Origin of the sequence: Paenibacillus sp. ACRRY, from assembly GCF_022346995.1 — a bacterium.
GTDB lineage: Bacteria > Bacillota > Bacilli > Paenibacillales > Paenibacillaceae > Paenibacillus.
Genome location: NZ_JAKRNM010000003.1, coordinates 496,849 through 517,452, shown reverse-complemented (window position 1 = coordinate 517,452; position 20,604 = coordinate 496,849). Strand labels below are relative to the sequence as shown.

General features: G+C 44.9%; 20 protein-coding genes. 1 reads left to right on the top strand and 19 read right to left on the bottom strand.

Annotated elements, in window-relative coordinates:
• Positions 1-99 precede the first annotated feature (99 nt).
• From argB to argC, 3 genes are all read right to left on the bottom strand, one after another.
• On the bottom strand, positions 100-939 hold the full coding sequence (argB, locus tag MH144_RS15810; protein ID WP_239302140.1) for an acetylglutamate kinase: 840 nt from the start codon (positions 937-939) through the stop codon (positions 100-102).
• A 243-nt stretch (positions 940-1,182) separates the two neighbouring features.
• Positions 1,183-2,421, bottom strand: a complete 1,239-nt coding sequence (gene argJ, locus MH144_RS15805; RefSeq protein ID WP_239302138.1) for a bifunctional glutamate N-acetyltransferase/amino-acid acetyltransferase ArgJ — start codon at positions 2,419-2,421, stop codon at positions 1,183-1,185.
• 116 nt (positions 2,422-2,537) lie between these two features.
• Positions 2,538-3,587 (bottom strand): N-acetyl-gamma-glutamyl-phosphate reductase, encoded by a 1,050-nt coding sequence (argC, locus tag MH144_RS15800; RefSeq protein WP_239302136.1) that lies wholly within the window; start codon positions 3,585-3,587, stop codon positions 2,538-2,540.
• Positions 3,588-3,919: 332 nt separating this feature from the next.
• Between argC and cls the strand changes: the two genes are divergently transcribed.
• On the top strand, positions 3,920-5,368 hold the full coding sequence (gene cls, locus MH144_RS15795) for a cardiolipin synthase (RefSeq protein ID WP_110758656.1): 1,449 nt from the start codon (positions 3,920-3,922) through the stop codon (positions 5,366-5,368).
• 109 nt (positions 5,369-5,477) lie between these two features.
• Here the strand turns inward: cls and MH144_RS15790 are convergent, their stop codons facing one another.
• From MH144_RS15790 to flgK, 16 genes are all read right to left on the bottom strand, one after another.
• Positions 5,478-6,383: a YitT family protein gene (locus MH144_RS15790; RefSeq protein ID WP_239302134.1), complete on the bottom strand. Its 906-nt coding sequence runs from the start codon at positions 6,381-6,383 to the stop codon at positions 5,478-5,480.
• Positions 6,384-6,510: 127 nt separating this feature from the next.
• Positions 6,511-7,624 (bottom strand): peptide chain release factor 2 gene (prfB, locus tag MH144_RS15785; RefSeq protein ID WP_141236954.1). Its coding sequence is split into 2 segments (ribosomal slippage): positions 6,511-7,551 and positions 7,553-7,624, totalling 1,113 coding nucleotides; the frame shifts between segments, so codons are not numbered across the junction.
• A gap of 448 nt (positions 7,625-8,072) precedes the next feature.
• Positions 8,073-10,577: a preprotein translocase subunit SecA gene (gene secA / locus MH144_RS15780; RefSeq protein WP_239302255.1), complete on the bottom strand. Its 2,505-nt coding sequence runs from the start codon at positions 10,575-10,577 to the stop codon at positions 8,073-8,075.
• 811 nt (positions 10,578-11,388) lie between these two features.
• Positions 11,389-11,952 carry a ribosome hibernation-promoting factor, HPF/YfiA family gene (hpf, locus tag MH144_RS15775; protein ID WP_095359917.1) on the bottom strand — a complete coding sequence of 188 codons (564 nt, stop codon included), beginning with the start codon at positions 11,950-11,952 and terminating at the stop codon, positions 11,389-11,391.
• Positions 11,953-12,309: 357 nt separating this feature from the next.
• Complete coding sequence (locus tag MH144_RS15770) at positions 12,310-12,507, bottom strand: cold shock domain-containing protein (protein ID WP_024631599.1); 198 nt, start codon at positions 12,505-12,507, stop codon at positions 12,310-12,312.
• A 190-nt stretch (positions 12,508-12,697) separates the two neighbouring features.
• Positions 12,698-13,357, bottom strand: a complete 660-nt coding sequence (locus tag MH144_RS15765) for a hypothetical protein (protein WP_239302132.1) — start codon at positions 13,355-13,357, stop codon at positions 12,698-12,700.
• An 84-nt stretch (positions 13,358-13,441) separates the two neighbouring features.
• Positions 13,442-14,260: a flagellin N-terminal helical domain-containing protein gene (locus tag MH144_RS15760; RefSeq protein ID WP_275440129.1), complete on the bottom strand. Its 819-nt coding sequence runs from the start codon at positions 14,258-14,260 to the stop codon at positions 13,442-13,444.
• 103 nt (positions 14,261-14,363) lie between these two features.
• The gene (locus tag MH144_RS15755) at positions 14,364-14,771 is read right to left on the bottom strand and encodes a hypothetical protein (RefSeq protein WP_239302130.1); all 408 of its coding nucleotides are present in this window, start codon (positions 14,769-14,771) and stop codon (positions 14,364-14,366) included.
• A gap of 4 nt (positions 14,772-14,775) precedes the next feature.
• Entirely contained in the window at positions 14,776-15,162 is a 387-nt protein-coding gene (gene fliS, locus MH144_RS15750) for a flagellar export chaperone FliS (protein WP_239302128.1), read from the bottom strand.
• 28 nt (positions 15,163-15,190) lie between these two features.
• The gene (fliD, locus tag MH144_RS15745) at positions 15,191-16,579 is read right to left on the bottom strand and encodes a flagellar filament capping protein FliD (RefSeq protein ID WP_239302126.1); all 1,389 of its coding nucleotides are present in this window, start codon (positions 16,577-16,579) and stop codon (positions 15,191-15,193) included.
• A gap of 21 nt (positions 16,580-16,600) precedes the next feature.
• Positions 16,601-16,972 carry a flagellar protein FlaG gene (locus MH144_RS15740; RefSeq protein ID WP_239302124.1) on the bottom strand — a complete coding sequence of 124 codons (372 nt, stop codon included), beginning with the start codon at positions 16,970-16,972 and terminating at the stop codon, positions 16,601-16,603.
• A gap of 27 nt (positions 16,973-16,999) precedes the next feature.
• A complete protein-coding gene (gene csrA, locus MH144_RS15735) occupies positions 17,000-17,239 on the bottom strand; it encodes a carbon storage regulator CsrA (RefSeq protein WP_239302122.1) in 240 nt (79 codons plus the stop codon).
• Position 17,240: 1 nt separating this feature from the next.
• Positions 17,241-17,666 carry a flagellar assembly protein FliW gene (fliW, locus tag MH144_RS15730; protein WP_239302120.1) on the bottom strand — a complete coding sequence of 142 codons (426 nt, stop codon included), beginning with the start codon at positions 17,664-17,666 and terminating at the stop codon, positions 17,241-17,243.
• Positions 17,663-18,055, bottom strand: coding sequence for a DUF6470 family protein (locus MH144_RS15725; protein WP_239302109.1), 393 nt, complete (start codon positions 18,053-18,055; stop codon positions 17,663-17,665). Before MH144_RS15725 ends, fliW begins: the two co-directional genes overlap by 4 nt.
• Before the next feature lie 45 nt (positions 18,056-18,100).
• Entirely contained in the window at positions 18,101-18,988 is an 888-nt protein-coding gene (flgL, locus tag MH144_RS15720) for a flagellar hook-associated protein FlgL (RefSeq protein ID WP_239302107.1), read from the bottom strand.
• A 26-nt stretch (positions 18,989-19,014) separates the two neighbouring features.
• Positions 19,015-20,592, bottom strand: coding sequence for a flagellar hook-associated protein FlgK (gene flgK, locus MH144_RS15715; RefSeq protein ID WP_239302105.1), 1,578 nt, complete (start codon positions 20,590-20,592; stop codon positions 19,015-19,017).
• Positions 20,593-20,604 lie beyond the last annotated feature (12 nt).

The window sequence follows — 20,604 nt, the reverse complement described above, 5'->3', positions numbered from 1 at the left end:
CAGATTGGTTCTGCACTCTACGTTCTTGTGTAACGTTGTTATTTAACTTATATAGAATCCGTACAGTATATTAATCTATCCGTTTGCTTGAAATTCACCTTATTGCATGCGGATAATTCGGGTTCCGATCGTTTCGCCCTTCAGCACGCGGCTCAAGATCTGTGGTTCGCTTCCATCCACGATAATAACCTCACGCACTTTGCCATGAATGCAAGCAATCGCTGCGCGCACCTTAGGGATCATGCCGCCGTAGATTTCTCCGGTTTGAATCATGTCCTCGATCTCTTGTACGGAGACCGATGGCAGTACTTTTTTCTCCCCGTTAACGGTCTTCATAATTCCAGGTACATCCGTCACAACGATCATCCGGCTTACACCGAGGTGGGAAGCTACCGCACCTGCGGCTGTATCTGCATTGATATTATACCGTTGTCCGGTTGCATCCACGCCTACGGGTGCAATTACAGGCATATATCCCATGTTCACTATGCCCTGAATGATTTCTGCTTGAACGCCTGTTACGTCTCCAACCCAGCCGATCTCTGCATGATTCGTCACAGGTTTGGCTTGGATTAAACCACCGTCTACGCCGGACAAGCCCAGCGCATGTCCTCCGACGCGCTGGATCAGGCGTACGATCTGTTTGTTAATGCTCCCGGCCAGAACCATCTCCACAACATCCAGCACGGGTTCGGTCGTTTTGCGGAGTCCATTCACGAACTCGGTTTCAATGCCTAGCTTCGCCAGATTCTCCGATATTGCCGGACCTCCACCATGCACGATGACGGGCTGAGTTCCCTGGGACTGCAAGTCACGCAAATCCGCAAAAAAGGATTCTGGCAAAGCCGCGATTGTACTGCCTCCACATTTCATGACAAACGTCTGCTTTTCTGCACCTTTTTCCACTCCGGCACTCTCATTTTGCAATGTTGAATTCATGAGGAGCACTCCCTTCGTGTTTTCGTTCTATATAAAACCAAACCTTTTACATATGCCACTCCGATTGCAGCACCATCTTCCGATCGCTGTTATCCCCAGATTTTTTGATTCCTTTTCTAAAGGGTAAAATCCGGGGATAAAGGCGAGCGCTTCGCTTCTTCAGATTGGTCCTGCCCTCTCCGTTACCATGTAAAATTGCACTTGTTAATATTGAATAACACAAGATAGTTAAAAGATCGTTTATTAAGTTCGGTATGCCGCGTTAATTCTTACATAATCGTATGTCAGGTCACAGCCCCATGCTGTAGCGTTTCCTTCGCCGTGGTGCAGATCCACCACAATGCGAACCGTATCAGTTTGCAAGTAGGCCAGCGCCGCTTCTTCGTCAAATACAACTGGGCGGGACTGCTCAAGTACCGAGATATCTCCCAAACGGATATCCACGGTGTCCGGGTTAACCGGCTGTCCTGCACGCCCCACGGCTGCAATAATCCGTCCCCAGTTTGCGTCCGCACCGAACATTGCTGACTTCACCAGGCTTGAGCCGATAACCGTTTTGGCAATCGCCTGTGCCGATTCATCACTCACTCCACCCGTAACCTGCACCTCGACCAGCTTGGTTGCCCCTTCACCATCACGTGCAATGGCTTTGGCCAGCACTTCACACACATAAGTGAAGCCTGCAGCAAAAGCGTCCCAGTCCGGATGTTCCGTGGTTAATTCTTCGTTCCCCGCCATCCCACTGGACATTGCAACGAGCATGTCGTTCGTGCTCGTATCTCCATCTACGGTGATCATATTAAAGGTATGGTTGGTTGCCTGACGCAGCAAACTTTGCAGTGCTTCTGCGCCAATAACCGCATCACTCGTCATAAATGCGAGCATCGTCGCCATATTGGGATGAATCATGCCTGATCCCTTAGCTGCACCAGCAATTGTAACGTTCTTGCCGTTTACAACGACAGATACGCAGGCTTCCTTTTTTACCAAATCAGTCGTCAGGATCGCTTGAGAGAATTGCTCCGCTTCATTGGCATCCTGCCCTAAACTTGCCGGCAGTGCACTGATGCCGGAGTGTACTGCGTCCATCTTCAACAACTCACCGATTACACCAGTCGATGCCACTGCAACATCCTCTTCAGCTACACCAAGTTCACGTGCGGCTGCCGAACGCATCGCATACGCATCCTTTTCGCCCTGTTGTCCGGTACAAGCATTGGCATTACCACTGTTAACAACAACAGCCTGAAGGCGTCCATTGCTCAAGCTCTCGCGAGTTACCTTCAGCGGCGCAGCCTGGAATACGTTCGTCGTATACACGGCCGCTGCCGTGGCTGGCACTTCACAACGGATCGCTCCGATATCGTTGCGTGATGTTTTTTTCAATCCGCAATGAAGTCCGCCAGCAGCGAACCCGCGCGGGGTTACAATCGTTCCGTTTTCCACTACGGTGTAAGCCTGTTGCTTCACATTTGTTCCCATATGTTATCCCCCGTGTGCGTTCGGCTGCATGCCGATTAACCGCTTGCTAATCCCGATTCCGATGGTCTCCTGAACGGTTCCGGAAGTGCATTTCCCTGCTCTCCCGTTCCCCTTCCTTACGGATATACCGGCGTCATGTTCAGCCCGAGGTTTTCCTCCCATCCCATCATCAGGTTCATATTTTGAATCGCTTGCCCGGAAGCACCCTTAACCAGGTTGTCAATGACCGATATGATTGTTAAGCGTCCGGTTCTTGGATCAACTGCAAATCCGATATCACAGTAGTTGGAGCCTTGCACTTCTTTGGTCGAAGGCCAGATTCCTGGTTCACGTACCCTCACAAAAGGCCGATTCTCATAATACTTACGGTACAGATCTACGAGGTCCCGATCACTGTGTTCTCCCACCAGGCTTGCGTACATCGTACTCATGATCCCACGTGTCATTGGAACCAGGTGCGTTGTAAACGTCACCGTAACCGGACTTCCCGTAATACTGCCGAGCACTTGCTCAATCTCAGGTATATGTTGGTGTTTGTTGAGTTTGTAGGCTTTGAAGTTTTCGTTCATCTCTGCATAATGGTTCGTCAGACTCGTTCCCCGTCCAGCACCGGATACACCGGATTTGGCATCGATAATAATCGTGGATGGATCGATCCATCCTGCTTCCACTGCAGGAATAAGTCCAAGAAGGGTAGCTGTAGGATAACAGCCCGGGTTGGAAATAAAGTTTTTGCCTTTTACTTCATCCCCGTACACTTCGGCCATCCCGTATACAGCCTGTTCCAGCAGATCACTCGGCGGAGCCGGGTGTTTATACCACTGTTCATACACGGCTCCATCCTTCAATCTGAAGTCACCAGACAGATCGATCACCTTCAACCCCGCTTCAAGCAGGCTTGGAACGAGCTTTGCGCTTACTCCGGATGGGGTAGCTGTGAATACCAGATCTGCACGTTCTGCAATCTCAGCTGGAACTACGCCATCCAGTGGCCTGCGAATCACATCCGTCAAATGCGGAAATCCGTCTGCAATAGACTCGCCGCTGCTGGATGAAGAGATCACCGAAGTGATTTCAACCTGTGGATGGTTCTGAAAAAAACGAATCAGCTCCACCCCGCCGTAGCCGGTGGAACCGACAATTGCCACTCTCAATTTGTTACTCACTCTCGCTCCCCCAATCCTGTTGTATGCGATACTTATACGATGCTCATGCCCTCAAACGGCCCTCACACTGTAATTCCGTCGCTTCTATGCATATTTGTGTATTATTATACGACTCTAGTTATATAAATACAACACTCTACCATCAATTTCACATGGATTCTTATCAAATCCGAACATATCTTTCCAATATCTGCGGACGAACCCGAATACTTCTGCTAAAATACGTTTTATAGGAAACATTACATACCAAGGTCTTATTCATAACAAATTCTACACGAGGAAGGGTTTATGAATGGATTCACGTTGGTCATTACGAGACATGGGGGACTACAGTGCATATCGAATCCATTTTACTTATGGTACTCCTGGGCCTGAATATTATCTTCGCTGCGGCAGTCGTGTTCTTCGAACGCAAGGATGCCAGTGCATCCTGGGCTTGGCTGCTTGTATTGAACTTTATTCCTGTGCTTGGGTTCGTACTTTATCTACTAACAGGTCAGAATCTGACCCGCTACCGGCTGTTCCAATGGAAAGAGAGAAAGAAGCTAGGTCTGGAGGAACGCATTGCCGCACAGCTCGAACAGCTGCATGATAATCGGACGCCATTTAACAACAGAGCCACCGAAAGCAGCCAGGACATGATCTACATGAATTTGAAACAGAACGGTGCTCTCCTTACGGAAGACAATGCTGTAGAGATCATCACGGATGGAACGGACAAATTCCAACGGTTACTCGATGATATCGAAGCCGCGCAGGATCATGTGCACGTACAATATTACATTTACCGGGGCGACCGGTTGGGTAAACGCATTCGGGATGCCCTGATCCGCAAAGCGCGGGAAGGCATCAAGGTTCGTCTGCTGTACGACGCGCTTGGGTCGCGGCGGGTATCAAACCGCTTTTTCAAAGAATTGCGCGAAGCAGGCGGTTTGGTGGAAGTCTTTTTCCCATCAAAATTCAGTCTGATCAACCTGCGTATGAACTACCGCAACCACCGTAAAATCGTCATCATTGACGGTAACCTCGGTTATACCGGCGGATTTAACGTGGGTGATGAGTACCTCGGGTTGAATTCCAAATTCGGTTATTGGCGCGATACCCATCTGCGGATTCAGGGAAATGCCGTTCATGCGCTTCAGACGCGCTTCCTTCTGGATTGGAATGAAGCATCCAAGCAGCATGATACCCCATATGTTCCTGAACATTTCCCACATATTGAGGGTACAGGAACGACGGCGATGCAGATTGTCTCCAGCGGACCAGATGCAGAGACGGAGCACATCAAGAACAGTTATCTGAAGATGATTAATGGGGCCAAACATTCCATTCTGATTCAGACGCCTTACTTTATCCCGGATGCCAGTGTATTCGAAGCCATACGTCTCGCGTGCCTGTCAGGTATCGATGTGCGCATCATGATTCCCAATAAACCGGATCATGCCTTCGTATACTGGGCTACACTGTCTTACATTGGTGAGCTGTTGAAAGTTGGAGCAAAAGTATTTATATACGATAACGGCTTTATCCATGCCAAAACGCTTATTATCGACAGTATGGTCGCATCGGTGGGTACGGCCAATATTGATTACCGCAGTTTCCGGTTGAACTTTGAGGTGAATGCCTTTATGTATGATGAGGTCATCGCCACAGCATTGGTTGATACCTTCGAGCATGACCTTAAGGTGTCCCGTGAGATGACGCAGGAGGAGTACAACAAGCGCAGCCTGAAGATTCGTTTCAAAGAAGCGATCTCCCGCTTACTTTCTCCAATTTTGTAACAGGGTAATTCAAAACGTAAAAAGCAGGGACATCCTCCGCCATGTTTGGCTGGAATGGACATCCCTGCTTTTTATTTTATAGCGAAACTTTAATGGGCACTAACTGAAATTATGCCTCGTCTCGCTTGAAGCCTTCGCCGAGCACTTCGTGCGCATTACTGATAATAACAAAAGCACCCGGGTCCACGGACCGGATCAGTGCCTTCAGTCTCGGCACCTCATTTTGCCCAACCACGACCATCAATACAGTACGCTGGTCGTCCGTGTAACCACCCTTTGCCTCCAGCTTCGTTAGTCCACGATCCAGATCGGCAAGAATGACTTTGGTGATTGGCTCCGTCTTGTTGGAGATAATGTATGCAACCTTCGAGTAACCAAGTCCCATCTCCACGGCATCAATGACTTTTCCGGTAACGTATAGCCCAATCAGTGCATAAAGTGACTGCTCCAACGACAATACAAATGCAGCCATAATAATAACGGTAGCATCCATGATCACCACGCAAAGAGAGTAACTAAGCCCGCTGTACTTCTGTACGATTCTGGCAAGGATACTCATCCCACCTGTTGAACCTCTTCCCCGGTATACAATGCCGATGCCGAGACCCACACCGATACCTCCATACAGAGATCCGAGCAACGGATTCATCGTGGGAATGGCCCAGTCTTTTGTCAGATAAACAAATAGGGGCAGCACAATACTGCCGAGTACCGAACGGATCCCGTATTGCTTACCAATAAGTAGAAAGCCTGCGATGAGTAGTGGAATGTTAATGGCCCACTGCGTGTATGCGGGTTCGAGCCCCAGCCATTCCTTTCCGAGAATAGACAGCCCGGATACTCCACCTGAAGCGATCTGATTAGGTAATAAAAATAAGTTAAAGGCTACCGCAATGAGAAACGAACCAAAAATAATGGATGCCGTATCCACTACGTTTCTCCAGGGTCCGTTCAGAGGGATAAGGGTGGTTAACCTCTTTTTGCGATTTGGAACGAAATGCTGATGCTCTTGCATGGTTGTCGTGTTCTCCTTTTATATGACTGATAAGTTGCTGATTTTTCTTCCCTATTTGGGCTCAAAAAAAAGTCCCTGTATACACCAGCATACGCCTACACGTATCCGGTCCATACAGGAACTTTGATTACTCGGTTTCTACTTTAATCTGGCTGCGCAAATAACCATCGATGAATGCATCGAGGTCGCCGTCCATGACTGCACCTGTATTTCCTGTCTCTACGCTCGTACGGTGATCCTTTACCATACTATAGGGATGGAATACATAGGAGCGAATCTGGCTTCCCCATGAAATATCCGACTGATCGCCTCGGATTTCATCCAGCTGTTGTTTTTGTTCTTCAATTTTACGCTCATACAATTTGGAACGAAGCATCGTCATCGCACGCTCACGGTTCTTGATCTGTGAACGTTCGTTCTGACACGTTACCACGACTCCGGTAGGAATGTGTGTGATCCGCACGGCAGAGTCGGTGGTATTGATGTGCTGTCCACCCGCACCACTCGCACGATACGTATCGATCTTCAAATCCTCTGTCCGGATGTCCACTTCCACCGTATCGTCGATCTCTGGAACAACGTCACAGGATACGAAGGATGTATGTCTGCGGCCCGAAGAGTCAAAAGGAGAGATCCGCACCAACCGATGGACACCCTTCTCTGCTTTCAGATAACCATAAGCATTATGTCCCTTGATGGACAACGTAACACTTTTAATCCCTGCCTCATCACCTGGCAGATAATCCAGCACCTCTACCTTGAAGCCGCGTTTCTCAGCCCAGCGAGTGTACATCCGGAGCAGCATTTGTCCCCAGTCCTGTGACTCGGTACCGCCCGCACCCGGGTGAAGCTCAAGAATTGCGTTCATTTTATCATACGGTTGATTCAGCAGAAGCTGAAGTTCAAACTCTTCCAACTTGCTCACGATTGCCGTAACACTGCTGGCAACCTCGGCAGCCAGATCTTCGTCGCCTTCTTCATCAGCCAGTTCAACCATCATTAGGGCATCATCATAGTCCTGCTGGAGTTTGGCGTATTGATCAACCGATCCCTTCACCGCATTCATCTCGGCGATAACCGATTGCGCCTTTTCATTATCGTCCCAGAAGTCGGGAGCAGACATCTTCTCTTCAAAGTTCTCAATCATTTCCTGTTTGAGATCTAAGTCAAAGAGACCCCCTAAGGTTTGTTAGTTTCTTGCCTATTTCACGCAGGTCCTGCTTCACGCTTGGATCAATCATGTGCAATTCCTCTTTTCATTAAGATAAGCTCCCCGCAAACCGGGCACTTCTCCAGATCTGGTGTCAGATGCTTCACCTCGGTGTCCAGATTACCATTATAGCGGCAATTCTCTTCACCTGGATCATGGCTGCATAGTTATAACTATGCACCAATCACCGGTTCTGCATCCTTCATTTGATCATTTGAAATGCCCGGCTGCAAGGAGCCGTTCATGTATTCTATATAAGTTAACCTAGCTGCTATTACACCATAACACTCCGATTGCAGTAGCATCTTCCGATCGCTGTTATCCCCAGATTTTTTTTGATTCCCTTTTATAAAAGGAACAAATCTGGTGATAGCGTATGCTTCCGATGCAGCTTTCTTTCAGAAAGCTTTTAGGCGAACGCTTCGCTTCTCCAGATTGCTTCTGCAATCTCCGTTATGGTGTAAGAGAATATCGCTTAACTATTCTTGGCCGTGGCAGTGTTTATACTTTTTGCCGCTGCCGCATGGACAAGGATCGTTGCGGCCGATCTGGTCGGAGACTTTTACCGGACGCTTCTCAGCAGGTTCTCCGCTAGTCGAGATCTGGCTCTCTTCCACTACCGCTTGACGCTCCTGATTGCTCTCGATTTGGGCTCTCATCACATAAGTTGCCACTTCTTCCTGGATCGAAGCGATCATCTGATGGAACATTTCAAAACCTTCAAATTGGTACTCACGCAGTGGATCTGTACCGCCGTATGCACGAAGGTGGATACCTTGACGCAGTTGATCCATCGCATCGATGTGGTCCATCCATTTGCTGTCGACTGCACGAAGCACAACGACTTTTTCAAACTCACGAACCATTTCTTCACCGATACGCTCTTCGCGTGCATTGTACTTCTTCTGCACTTTATCAAACAGGTACTCGATGATTTCTTCAGCTTCCTTACCCCACAGCTCGTCTTTGGTGATCGCACCATCATCCAGCAATTTGCTGTTCATGTAGTCCGCCACTTCCTGCAGCTCCCAGTTCTCTGGAATATCGTCACTGCAGTGTGCTTCAACAATACGTTCAATGGAAGGCTTGATCATATCCATAACGATCTGTTTGATATTTTCGGATTCAAGCACCTCGCGGCGCTGTTTATAAATAATCTCACGTTGTTGGTTCATGACATCATCATATTGAAGAACGACTTTACGTACGTCAAAGTTGTTTCCTTCAACACGCTTCTGTGCGGACTCAACTGCACGAGTAATCATGCGGCTCTCAATCGGTTGGTCCTCTTCAAAGCCAAGACGCTCCATCATGTTCAGTACGTTGTCTGCACCGAAACGTCTCATCAGCTCATCACCAAGTGACAGATAGAACTGTGTAGAACCCGGGTCACCCTGACGTCCTGCACGTCCGCGCAGCTGGTTATCGATCCGGCGTGATTCGTGACGCTCTGTACCGATGATATGAAGACCGCCCACTTCGGCTACGCCTTCACCCAAGATAATATCCGTACCCCGTCCAGCCATGTTGGTTGCGATCGTAACCGCACCTGCTTGACCAGCTCCAGAGATAATTTCTGCTTCTTCCGCATGGTATTTGGCATTCAGTACCTGGTGTTTGACACCACGGCGTTTCAGCATGTCGGAGAGACGCTCGGAGTTCTCGATCGATACTGTACCGACCAGAACCGGCTGGTTTTTGCTATGACGTTCCACGATCTCTTCAACTACAGCTTTAAACTTGCCGTCGATGCTCTTGTAAACGACATCTGCCATGTCATTCCGTTTGTTCGGACGGTTGGTCGGAATCTGCAATACTTCGAGACCGTAGATTTTCTTAAACTCTTCTTCCTCGGTTTTCGCTGTACCCGTCATCCCCGCAAGCTTGCGGTACATCCGGAAGTAGTTCTGGAATGTGATTGTAGCGAGCGTCATGCTCTCGTTCTGTACCTCGATGCCTTCTTTTGCTTCAATCGCCTGGTGCAACCCGTCACTATAGCGACGACCAGCCATCAGACGGCCTGTGAACTCATCGACGATCATGACTTCTTCATCGCTGACTACGTAGTCGACGTCACGACGCATGATTACGTTCGCTTTCAGCGCTTGTACGATGTGATGGTTAAGCGTAACATTGGCGTGATCATACAAGTTCTCAATGCCGAATGCTTTCTCCGCTTTAGCTACCCCACCTTCAGTCAAGGCAACGGATTTCACTTTAATATCCACTGTAAAGTCTTCTTCCGGCGTCAGACGTTTCACGAAACGGTCTGCTGCATAGTACAGGTCCGTAGACTTCTGAGCTTGTCCGGAAATGATCAGAGGCGTACGCGCCTCATCGACCAGGATGGAATCCACTTCGTCAATGATACAGAAGAACAGCGGACGTTGTACCATTTGCTCTTTGTATAGCACCATGTTGTCACGCAGATAGTCGAATCCGAATTCATTGTTCGTTCCGTACGTAATATCACAAGCATATGCATGCTGTTTCAGCGCATGGTCCATGCCGCTCAGGTTAACCCCTACCGTCATGCCCAGGAATTCGTAGATCTGTCCCATTTCCTGGCTGTCACGCTGTGCCAAATAGTCATTGACGGTAACGACGTGTACCCCTTTGGACATCAATGCATTCAGGTAAACCGGGAGAGTTCCCACGAGGGTTTTACCTTCACCCGTTTTCATCTCGGAGATGCGGCCCTCATGCAGAGCGATACCACCCAGCATCTGTACGTCATAGTGACGTTTGCCCAGAACCCGGCGGGATGCTTCACGTACCGTTGCGAATGCTTCCGGCAGAAGCTCGTCCGTTGTTTCCCCTTTTTCGATACGGGCACGGAATTCCTCGGTTTTGGATTTCAGTTGCTCATCAGACAATGCCTGAAATTGTGGTTCCAGTTTATTGATCACATCGACCGTCTTCATCAGACGTTTAACATCACGTTCGTTCATGTCGCCGAAGATCTTTTTGACAAGTCCTAGCATGGTATACCCCTTTCGTGCAAAACAGAATAGACCCCCTGCTGCCGCCATGCGACACCATCGGATGGATATGTGCATCCACTTGCCCGGGGGTGACAAACGATATAAAACATTAATATGGATGAATCAACTCCAGGCTTGGCCAGGATTACTCATGAAGCTGATTCGATATTCACGGACTCGCTCCTTGCATAATAAGGGCAATTCCAAACCTTACGAATCATGTTCATGGTGCTGTGCCTGTCATTGATTATGATTAGCGATCATTCGTTGACAATTCCTCATCAGGACAATGATTCTCTTGCATAAATTGTAACAGTTTGTAAGGGTCGCCGCAACACGCCGAGGCATACTTCTTGGAACTTCTGGAGCCTCTTCGTACACGTTTAGGTGCAAAAAATCATAGCCGTTAGCGGAAGCCTTTCTTTTCGCTGTCATATTTTCAGATCATATGGTTAGTTCAAGAAAATGTTCATGGTAAAAATGGAACCTTCTCTCAGTTTACTGAGTCTATCATAAAACTCCATTATTAACACATTAAGAGTGTAAAAGTTCAATTTTTTAGTGGGCAGTACTCCTGCTTCCTACTCTCTATTAGACGCAGCTGCATGGGAAATAGTTTCATAAACTTACTTGCACAAATTTTCCCGGCTGCGTCCATGCAGAAAAGAGCCCCATCCCGTATGGGACAGAGGCTCTTGTTAGTTTGTTCATTTAATCATACAGGATACGAAGATGTCCTCCTGTAGTCCAATTTTTCGTAAGTATTCATTTTACCATTAATGGGTCATTCAGAGTCATCGTACAAGGATGATTAACCTTGCTCGATTAAACCATATTTCCCATCGTTCCGTTTGTACACGACGCTGACTTCTTCATTCTCAATGTTGGAGAATACGAAGAAATTGTGGCCGACCATGTTCATTTGGAGGATTGCCTCTTCCACGTCCATCGGTTTCAACATAAAGCGTTTCGTCCGTACCACTTCAAAATCATCGTCCTCTGTATCCACATCCAGTTCAGCAGTAGCTACTGTACCTGTCGGATCTTCAACGAAGAGTGTTTTCAAGCTGCCTTCCTGGCGGAACTTCCGGTTAACTTTCGTTTTGTGTTTACGGATCTGACGTTCCAACTTGTCCACCACGGCGTCAATGGAAGCGTACATATCGTCACTCTCATCTTCAGCACGGAGCACAATGCCTTTCAAAGGAATCGTCACCTCAACCGTATGCAAGCCTCTCGTCGTGCTCAATGTTACAGCACCGTCAGAGTTAAGGGGTGCATCGAAATACTTCTCGAGTCTACTCAACTTTTTGTCGACATAATCTTTCAAAGCATCGGTAACCTCGATTTGTTGACCTCGAATACTTAAATTCATAGGGCACTCCTCCTTTTCCTTTGCCACTTCATTATAACACGAATGTAAGCGCCATGTAAAAACTCCCGGTGACCGAATCATGACATCTGTTCAAGCCACATCTGCCCACCTGCGCGTAACGCCATATTTCGCGGTATTTCATCATATTTAGGCGAAATCCTGTATTTACATGATGTTGATATAGGGCGCTTGAAGAAGTAATTAACCGTTTTCCTCTTTTCTCAATCTATTATGTAATATCTTAAAAAGAATCTATTAGAAAAACAAAAAAAGACCCCGGAAAACCGGAGTCTATTGCTAGCGATAATTCAATTGGTAACCATCTAACCATATATGTAGGTCGGATTGTCCGGATGATTATAATTTGATTACGTTAGCGGCTTGAGGTCCACGTGCGCCTTCGACGATGTCGAATTCTACGGATTGACCTTCTTCCAAAGTTTTGAAGCCTTCGGATTGAATTGCGGAGAAGTGTACGAATACGTCGCCGCCATCTTCAGTCTCGATGAAACCGTAACCTTTTTCTGCGTTGAACCATTTTACTTTACCTTGCATGCACTAACATTCCCTTCGTCATCAAATGAAGTGAAGCTCTGGCCAAGACCTTAGCCCACAATTCAGACTATACCATCCAGACTTATCCATTGTCAATTGGTAAAGAAAATGTTTTATTGGTATTTTATGTTTAAATCTTTCTTTTCATATTTACTAATCTATCTCTCAGACAGGTGCAGCCCAGAATTTTCTACTTATCGTCGGATTCACTCTTTGTACCTGATCTAACCATAGGTAGCAATGATATAAATCTAGCAAATGTTAACATCGTCATAATCAAACCTATAAAGGATTGTACAGATATAATTCCTAATCCCCATGAACTCTTAATAACAAAGTTAGGAAGTCCAAAGGATGTCATAGTTACAAAACTGATATAAAAGGCCTGTACAATATTATTAGCAACGTCATCTTCAACACCGAAATACTGTAAAAAATACATATATATAGAGGAAAACCAAAAAACGATCTCAAATGCATTATGTATCAACAGTATAATCATTCTTAAATAACCTTTAACTTGGTATGGCCGGTTACTTTGAGTAGCTCTATAGGGATCAAACAGCAATACGTTTATTTGGTAAATGATAATTTCAACTACTCGCATCCACCCATATACTATAATAGGGTATATTATCCACTTATACTCACCAAAATAATATACAGCAAATATAGTCATACTAGATAAAACACAGTGAAAAAAAACCCACAGTTCAACAAACTTAGATGAAATTCCCCCATTTTTCTTCTCAACGAAATAAACTATTAATCTAAAAAAAGAGACCCACTTCAACATTTCAAATAATCTGGCATAATAATAGACTATATCCTTGACTTTTTCTTCATTCATGCCTTCAAACTTCCTCCTAATTCTGTAAACATTATACGAAAAAAGGTTCCTCCGTAGAGGAACCCTTTCGAGTATTCGTCTAACTTATCCCAGCAATTTCAGAACTGCTTGCGGAGCAGAGTTAGCTTGTGCCAGCATAGAAGTACCTGCTTGTACAAGGATTTGGTTTTTCGTGAATGCTGTCATCTCTGTAGCCATGTCAGCATCTTTGATACGGGAGTTCGCTGCGGACAAGTTCTCCGAAGTTACACCCAAGCTGTTGATAGTATGCTCCAAACGGTTTTGGTATGCACCCAGAGATGCACGGTTTGTCGAAACTGTTTCAATTGCAGTTTTGATAGTATCAAGAGCTGCTGTTGCATCGGCTGCAGTATCTAATTTCAGACCATCTACTCCTAATGTAGTTGCTGTATTGTTGCTCAATGCTGCTGTCAGTTGTTCAGTACCGGACACTCCAATTTGGAACGTCACATCTGTATTGGTTCCATCAAGTAGGCTTACACCATTGAATTTGGAGTTTGTTGTGATTCTGTCGATCTCTTTTACCAACTCATCAACTTCTGCTTGAATGTTAGCGCGGTCTGTATCATCATACGTACCGTTCGCAGATTGGTTAGCCAGTGTATTCATACGTTGCAGCATGGAGTGAACTTCAGTCAGGTCTCCCTCCGCTGTTTGCAACAAGGAAATGCCGTCTTGAGCATTACGTTGTGCTTGGTTCAAACCATTGATTTGGTAAGTCATTTTTTCGGAGATTGCAAGACCCGCTGCATCGTCAGCCGCACGGTTGATACGGTAACCGGAAGACAGTTTCTCCATCGTTTTGCTCATGTTGCTGTTGTTGAAGTTCAAGTTACGGTTAGCGTTAATTGCGCCAACGTTAGTGTTAATAAACATACCCATTTTAAATCATCCTCCATGATAGTGTTTTTTTAGCCACGTCCTTGTGGCCTAATATATATATCGGCTGTTCCAATGAAATGTTTAGCTTTTGAAGGAACTTTTTTTATTTTTTTTCGTCGAAATACAATGAGATTTGATCCTGTTGCTTAAGGTTGTAATAAGCGTTCATGACTTTTCGCTGTTGCTTCACGCTCTGCAAGTTCTCACTTGTATCCTGGGTTGTTTGATCAATTCCATTCTGGATATAATGAATATTTTCCAACGTTCGCTTCATGATTTGTATTACATCATCAGAACGTTGCGTTTCAGCATCGCCCAGTGCTTGTAATTGTTGCTGAACATCATCTAATTCCCGCCTTATACTATCCCAACGATACGAAATGGGCAAAAAGGAAGAGAGCATCTCTTCCTGCTCTCCATTCAAATAGATGTTCTTTTGCAGTTCGGTACATTCCAGTAATTGAGTATACAGGTCCATTCGTTGTTGTAACAACGCATTCATTATAGCCATTCGATTAACCAAGGGTACCACCCTTTCCAATGCTCTCCCAAGCCGATTTCAATTCACTTAGAATGTGAACGACTTCATCAATGAGTTCGGGCTGTTTTTTAATATTGGCTTGTATCAACTGATCCACAACATACGAATACAAATTTTTAAGGTTTTTTGCAATTTCTCCGCCTTCTTTAAGGTTTAACGAAGACATAAGTTCATACACGATATCTTGAGTTTTCTGAACCCAGGTATTCGTCTGCTGAATATCCTGTTGGAGGATGGCTTCCTTCGCTTTACCCGCAAACTGAATTGCACCATTATAGAGCATCAACGTCAGCTTATGAGGTGAAGCGGTCTGGTATTTATTTTTTTGGTAAGCCTGATAGCCCCCAAAATTAGTCGCCATTATTTTCAACTCCTATAATTCAATTTCCTTAGCTACTACTTGAACTGTTAGTTAGAGACGACAACTGACTTGTAAGATAATCTTTTTGACTATTCATTTGGGATATAACAACTTCCAGTCGCGCGTATTGTTTTTTAAGTGACTGTTCTTTTAGATCCAGACGACTGCTCATGCTCTCCATCTGCTCTGTAATAAAGCCGATTTCAGAATCATACCCTTTGACCTTACTTGTAATTAAACCATCAACACTGTTATTCCAAACTTTCATTCTATTCTCAAAAATGATTCCTAGTCCATCATAAGCATCACCTGATGCCGTTGAGCTAGCAAACATTTTTTGGATTCCAGCAGGATTCTCTGTAATTTTTTCTGCAAACTTTTCTTTGTCAAAAGTAATGGTTCCTGTCATTAGAGAAGCTGAAGTAATGCCTTTATCAATTTCAAGTCCAATCTCGGAAAGCATTCTAAAACCGCTCGTATCACTGACAAGCGTATTCAACATCTGATTCATTTGACTTTTCAGATCCCGAAGCAACGGATCACTCTGTAATGTAAGAGAAAGGGTACCATCGCTATTCTCAGTCGATTTTTGAGTATTATTTGTTATAGTTGTAATAATGTCATTGTATGCCTTGACAAAAGCTTCAACTTTAGCTGTAATGGCGCTCGTATCCGAGCTAACCTTTACAGTAGAATTACCCGTGTCCGTCAATTCCAGTACGACTCCAGGGATGGCATCCTTGACTGCATTGGTTGTACTGGTTACTTCAATTCCATTAACCGTCAATTTAGCATCTGACGCCTTCTGCTTCTCTGTGAATCCAAAAAAACCAGCATCATCAACAAAGGAAATTTCATTGGCTTCCCCGGCTTCTGTTGCTGTTAATGTCAATGTTTTCTCACCTGCAGCCGTTTGAACTATCGACGCTGAAACCTTCTCGCCAAGTGCATTAATTCTGCTACTCACTGCACTGAGTACCTCATCCATGGTTTTACCTTGCAAATCAGAGAGATCAATTGATTTTTCATTTATCGTAATAGAATCAGGGAGAGAGGCATCTGTTACTGTAGCACTCGTAAATGCCTTAGTTGCAACTACCTGCTGTTGGGCGAGGCTCTCTACCTTTACAGAATAACTGCCGGTTATAGCGTTATCTCCACTTGTAGCGGTTAATTTAGTAGTGTCTGAAGGAGTTGCCGTTGTAGTCTTAAATGTACTTGCATCTTTTAGTGCTGTAGATGCCTCTTTTAAAGTTGCCAATTTTGTATTAATATTTTTAAATACATTTTGGTAAGCTGTTATTGTACTTTTTTTGGTGTTGAGTTTATTATAAGGAACTTTGGCTTGGGCCATAATGGCTTCAATATACTCATCAGACTTAAAACCTGAAGCCAAACCAGAAAAACTAATCGTCATTTTCAATCAATCCTTTCTTGTTTATACTTTTTCATCAAAAAACATGCCAATGATCTCTTTTAATTGCAACGAAAGTTCTATTAAAAATTCGGGAGGCAAGCTTGCAATAACTTCTTTAGTAGACGTGTCTATTACTTCCACATTCAATTCTTCCGTCTCATCGTTGTATTTGAACTGAATCTGTTTATTTACATCAATTAAGGATTTATTCAACTTGGCGAGATGCTCTTCCATTTTTGTCTTTTCTTCATCTGTCAGAGCCGTATAATTAACCTTCTGCTGGATAAACTCACTACTATTCACTTCTGATGTCTTTAGAACATTTGAGTTTGAGTTAGAGTCACGCAATGCATGAATTTCTCGGCTCAACGCGTTGTTTTGATGAATTTTCATTAATTCCCCACCTAAATATTAAAATGATCACATTTTAAATTGTTTAAGCAGATTAAGAACTTGCTCCTGTTGTAAATGATTATTCTGGTCCTTGGCTGCTTGATTCTCTGCGACAACTTCTTCATATAACTCTTTTCTGAGAATCTGAATGTCTTTGGGAGCATTGAATCCAATTTTCACCTGGTCCCCATCAACCCCCAGAATCTGAATCTCAATATCATTTCCAATGAGAATGGACTCTCCTATACGGCGTTTGAGCACAAGCATTCTACTTGTCCTCCTTTGGATGCAAGCGGTATCGGATCGGTAACTGCTGATCTTTAATAATATACTGACAGCCCTTTAATGCATCCGGAGATAACAGGATAGGAGCAGCCATATTAACAAAGAGTTCGTCATTCACAATGTTAACAACAAGCATGATACCCAAGTCGCCAGGTTCCGTGATTTCAAGCAGATAGGTTACTTCATCAGGAAGTTCAAAACTGTAATCTGGCATGGTGGGCTGTGCTGGCAACAAGACAAAGCTGACTTCTTCTTCAAGTCCATGTAAAATGTAAAACGGGGTGTCTTCCAAAGGGAACAGTCCATAACGTTTCACATCAGGGATACCAGGGATCTCCTGATCAAACTGATAAATTTGATTTTCATCACATTCCAACACACCATAAGCAGCTGATTTTATTTGTATCACCTCGGAAGAACACCTCGAGCTTCAATATGAATTTCTGGAGGAAAAATTCGAAAATCAATGTGCACTCCTTGTTTAGGAACTAATTCAACATTAATCTCCTTCTGACCATTCCGCATATAGCGAGCATGTGCAATATTGCCAAAAACGTTCTTCTCTCCTGATGCAATATTGGCGATCCTGTCGCCTTCTTGACTTTTTGTCGCTAGATTTTGAATAAATTGGATCTCAGTCCTTTGCTTTAAATCTTTCATTAAAGCACCAGGTCTCTTCAGATCCATATCATTAAAAACCTCTGTCCAGTCAACGCTCATCTCCGCATCACGCCTGCTGATTGTTATTTCGGCTGGTATATACGCTCCCCATGAGCTCGACTGAGTGTCGATATTCATTCTCTTCACTCTCCTCTCAAAAAACATCAGGAATGCAGTCCAACGTTATCTTAAGAAATCAAGCAAGGAGGTTTGCATAATTCTTGCGCCTGTAGATAAGGCCGCTTGCAAAACGGTTTCTTTACTTTTCAAGTCGGTAATTGCAGAAGGCATGTCCACGTCGGCAACTTCCGAACGTTGCTCTGTAATGTTAACCTGTTCATCTTCAATACGACTTACCATTAAGTCAAAGCGATTCATACGTGCACCAATTTCAGCCCAGCTTAACATCATTTTGTCTGCTACCGTATCAATTTTATCCAAACTAGCAGTTATACCATCCTTATTATTTGTTTCCAGTGCTGCGGCCAAATCGTCCAACACTTTGAATACGTTATCCGTTCCTGCCTCACCAAAAACAATCTCCCCTGTGATGCTTACCGGAACCTTGACTGCTGGGCTTACGTTTAGGTAAAACAGACCTTGATCCGTATTCTCAGTTGCTGCTCCATCCGAAGTATAAGGAGGTTGATCTGTCTTTTGCCCATTAAACAAATACTTTCCATTGTACGTACTGTTCCCTATGGTAACCATTTGTTCTTTCAATTGCTTAATTTCAGAGGATATCACCTCACGCTGCTTGTTGTCGTACGTATCATTCGATGCTTGCAGGGCCAGTGTTCTCGCTCTCTGCATGACACTACTAGCTTGAGAAAGCAATGAATCCATAGTCTTCAAAATATCGCTACCTGTCTTCGCATTCTCCAGAAACTCGTCGCTACGGGCCAGATCCGTATCATATCGCATCTGATAACCTACACCAATCGGATCATCACTTGGGCGATTTATTTTTTGTCCACTCGCCAATTGATTCTGTCCCTTGACCATAGAAGAGTTTATATTGCGAAGATTATACAACAATTGCATATTTTGCATTGTTCCAGTAACTCGCATTTAACACAGACCTCCTTTAATTTATATTAACGTCCTACTATACCCATCTGGTTAATGATACGATCAAGCATTTCATCTACAGTAGTCATTGCCCTAGCTGCAGCATTATAAGCTTGCTGAAAGCGAATCATGTCAGCCAACTCTTCGTCCATTGATACCCCGCTTACGGATTGTCTGGACATTTCAAGAGAGTCTGTAATATCATTCTGATTATTCAGATTCCGTTCAACGTTGCTTGCCCGAATCCCCAAATCACTAGTCAAAGCCCTAAAATAATCGTCTGTTGTGCCCTGTGACAGGGAGGTCATGCTATCGGGAAAAGTAAACGTTGCGTCCCGCAGACTCGCAAGCGCATTTGCGATATCACTGTTCCCACGGATTGTTTTGTCCACACCGTTAACAGTTTCGTACTTGGAAGATGCCGCGATCATGTTTGTATCCTTGGTAATGGCAGGATTCACTCCAATATTCTCTATTGTTAGTGTTCCACCGGTCGACTGAACAAAGAAGGGAATGCCAGCCTGGGCCGGATCAGACAAGCTGTACCCCAGCTCATGAAGTCCATTAAAACCATTCACTTGCACTTGCATGGAAGAAGTAATTTCGGAACCTTTTGGAATGAGGGTGCCTGCGTTGATGGTGCTTCCGTCTTTCAAAGTTACATTATTGAGAGCTGTCATTGCTTGAGGAGTGATATACCCATTGCTCAACGTCACGTTGATCTTCCCATGCACCAATGTATTGACCATGGCATCCAGCTGACTGCGGACCGTATCCACTTCCTGCAATGACTTGGCGTACCCGTTTAGTTCTCCTCCAGTTGCCATATCAGCATCAACTACCGTAAGAGCAGTAACAGCGGTCCCAGCGACAAGAGCCGTTCCACCAGCTGCATTAATGTTTACCATCCCATTCGCTTCTTCAGTGACCGTAATATTGACAATTCTGGACAACTGGTCAATTAACAAATCACGTTGGTCCCTAAAATCGTTTGCATGATCTCCTTGTGATTCATTGTCTCGTATTAGCACATTGAGTTGTGCTATATTATTCGCAATGTTGTTGGCCTGTTGCAATTTCTTGTCAATGTTCGACTCGGTGTCAGTTGTCAAGTTAGTGAGGGACTCGCTAATATGCTTAAGTGTATCCGTCATATTTTGAGCTGCACCAGCAACTGCCACGCGGGCACTCAGCAGTGAAGGATCTCTGTTTAGCGTTTCCCATGAGTTCCAAAAATCATCCATAACAGCACTTAGTCCGTTACCCGAAGGTTCATTAATAATATCCTGAATCGCAGTCATGGTTGTATTCTGTACTTCCCATGCACCAAGTGATGTATTTTCCCTCCTGAATTGTGTATCCAGGTAACTGTCACGTAAACGGGTAATGCTGTCTACCTGAACGCCTGTCCCCAATTGTCCTGGCATCGCGCTCTTCGTCATACCAATCTGCCAGATCGGCGTAGTAGCTGATGAATTAACTCGCTGACGTGTATATCCCTCGGTGTTAGCGTTAGCTATATTATGACCTAGTGTTTGCATGCTGGTTGTATTTACAAACAGCGCTCTCTTACTTGTCTCCAAACCATGAAATGTAGAAGTCATTTGTTCGCTCCT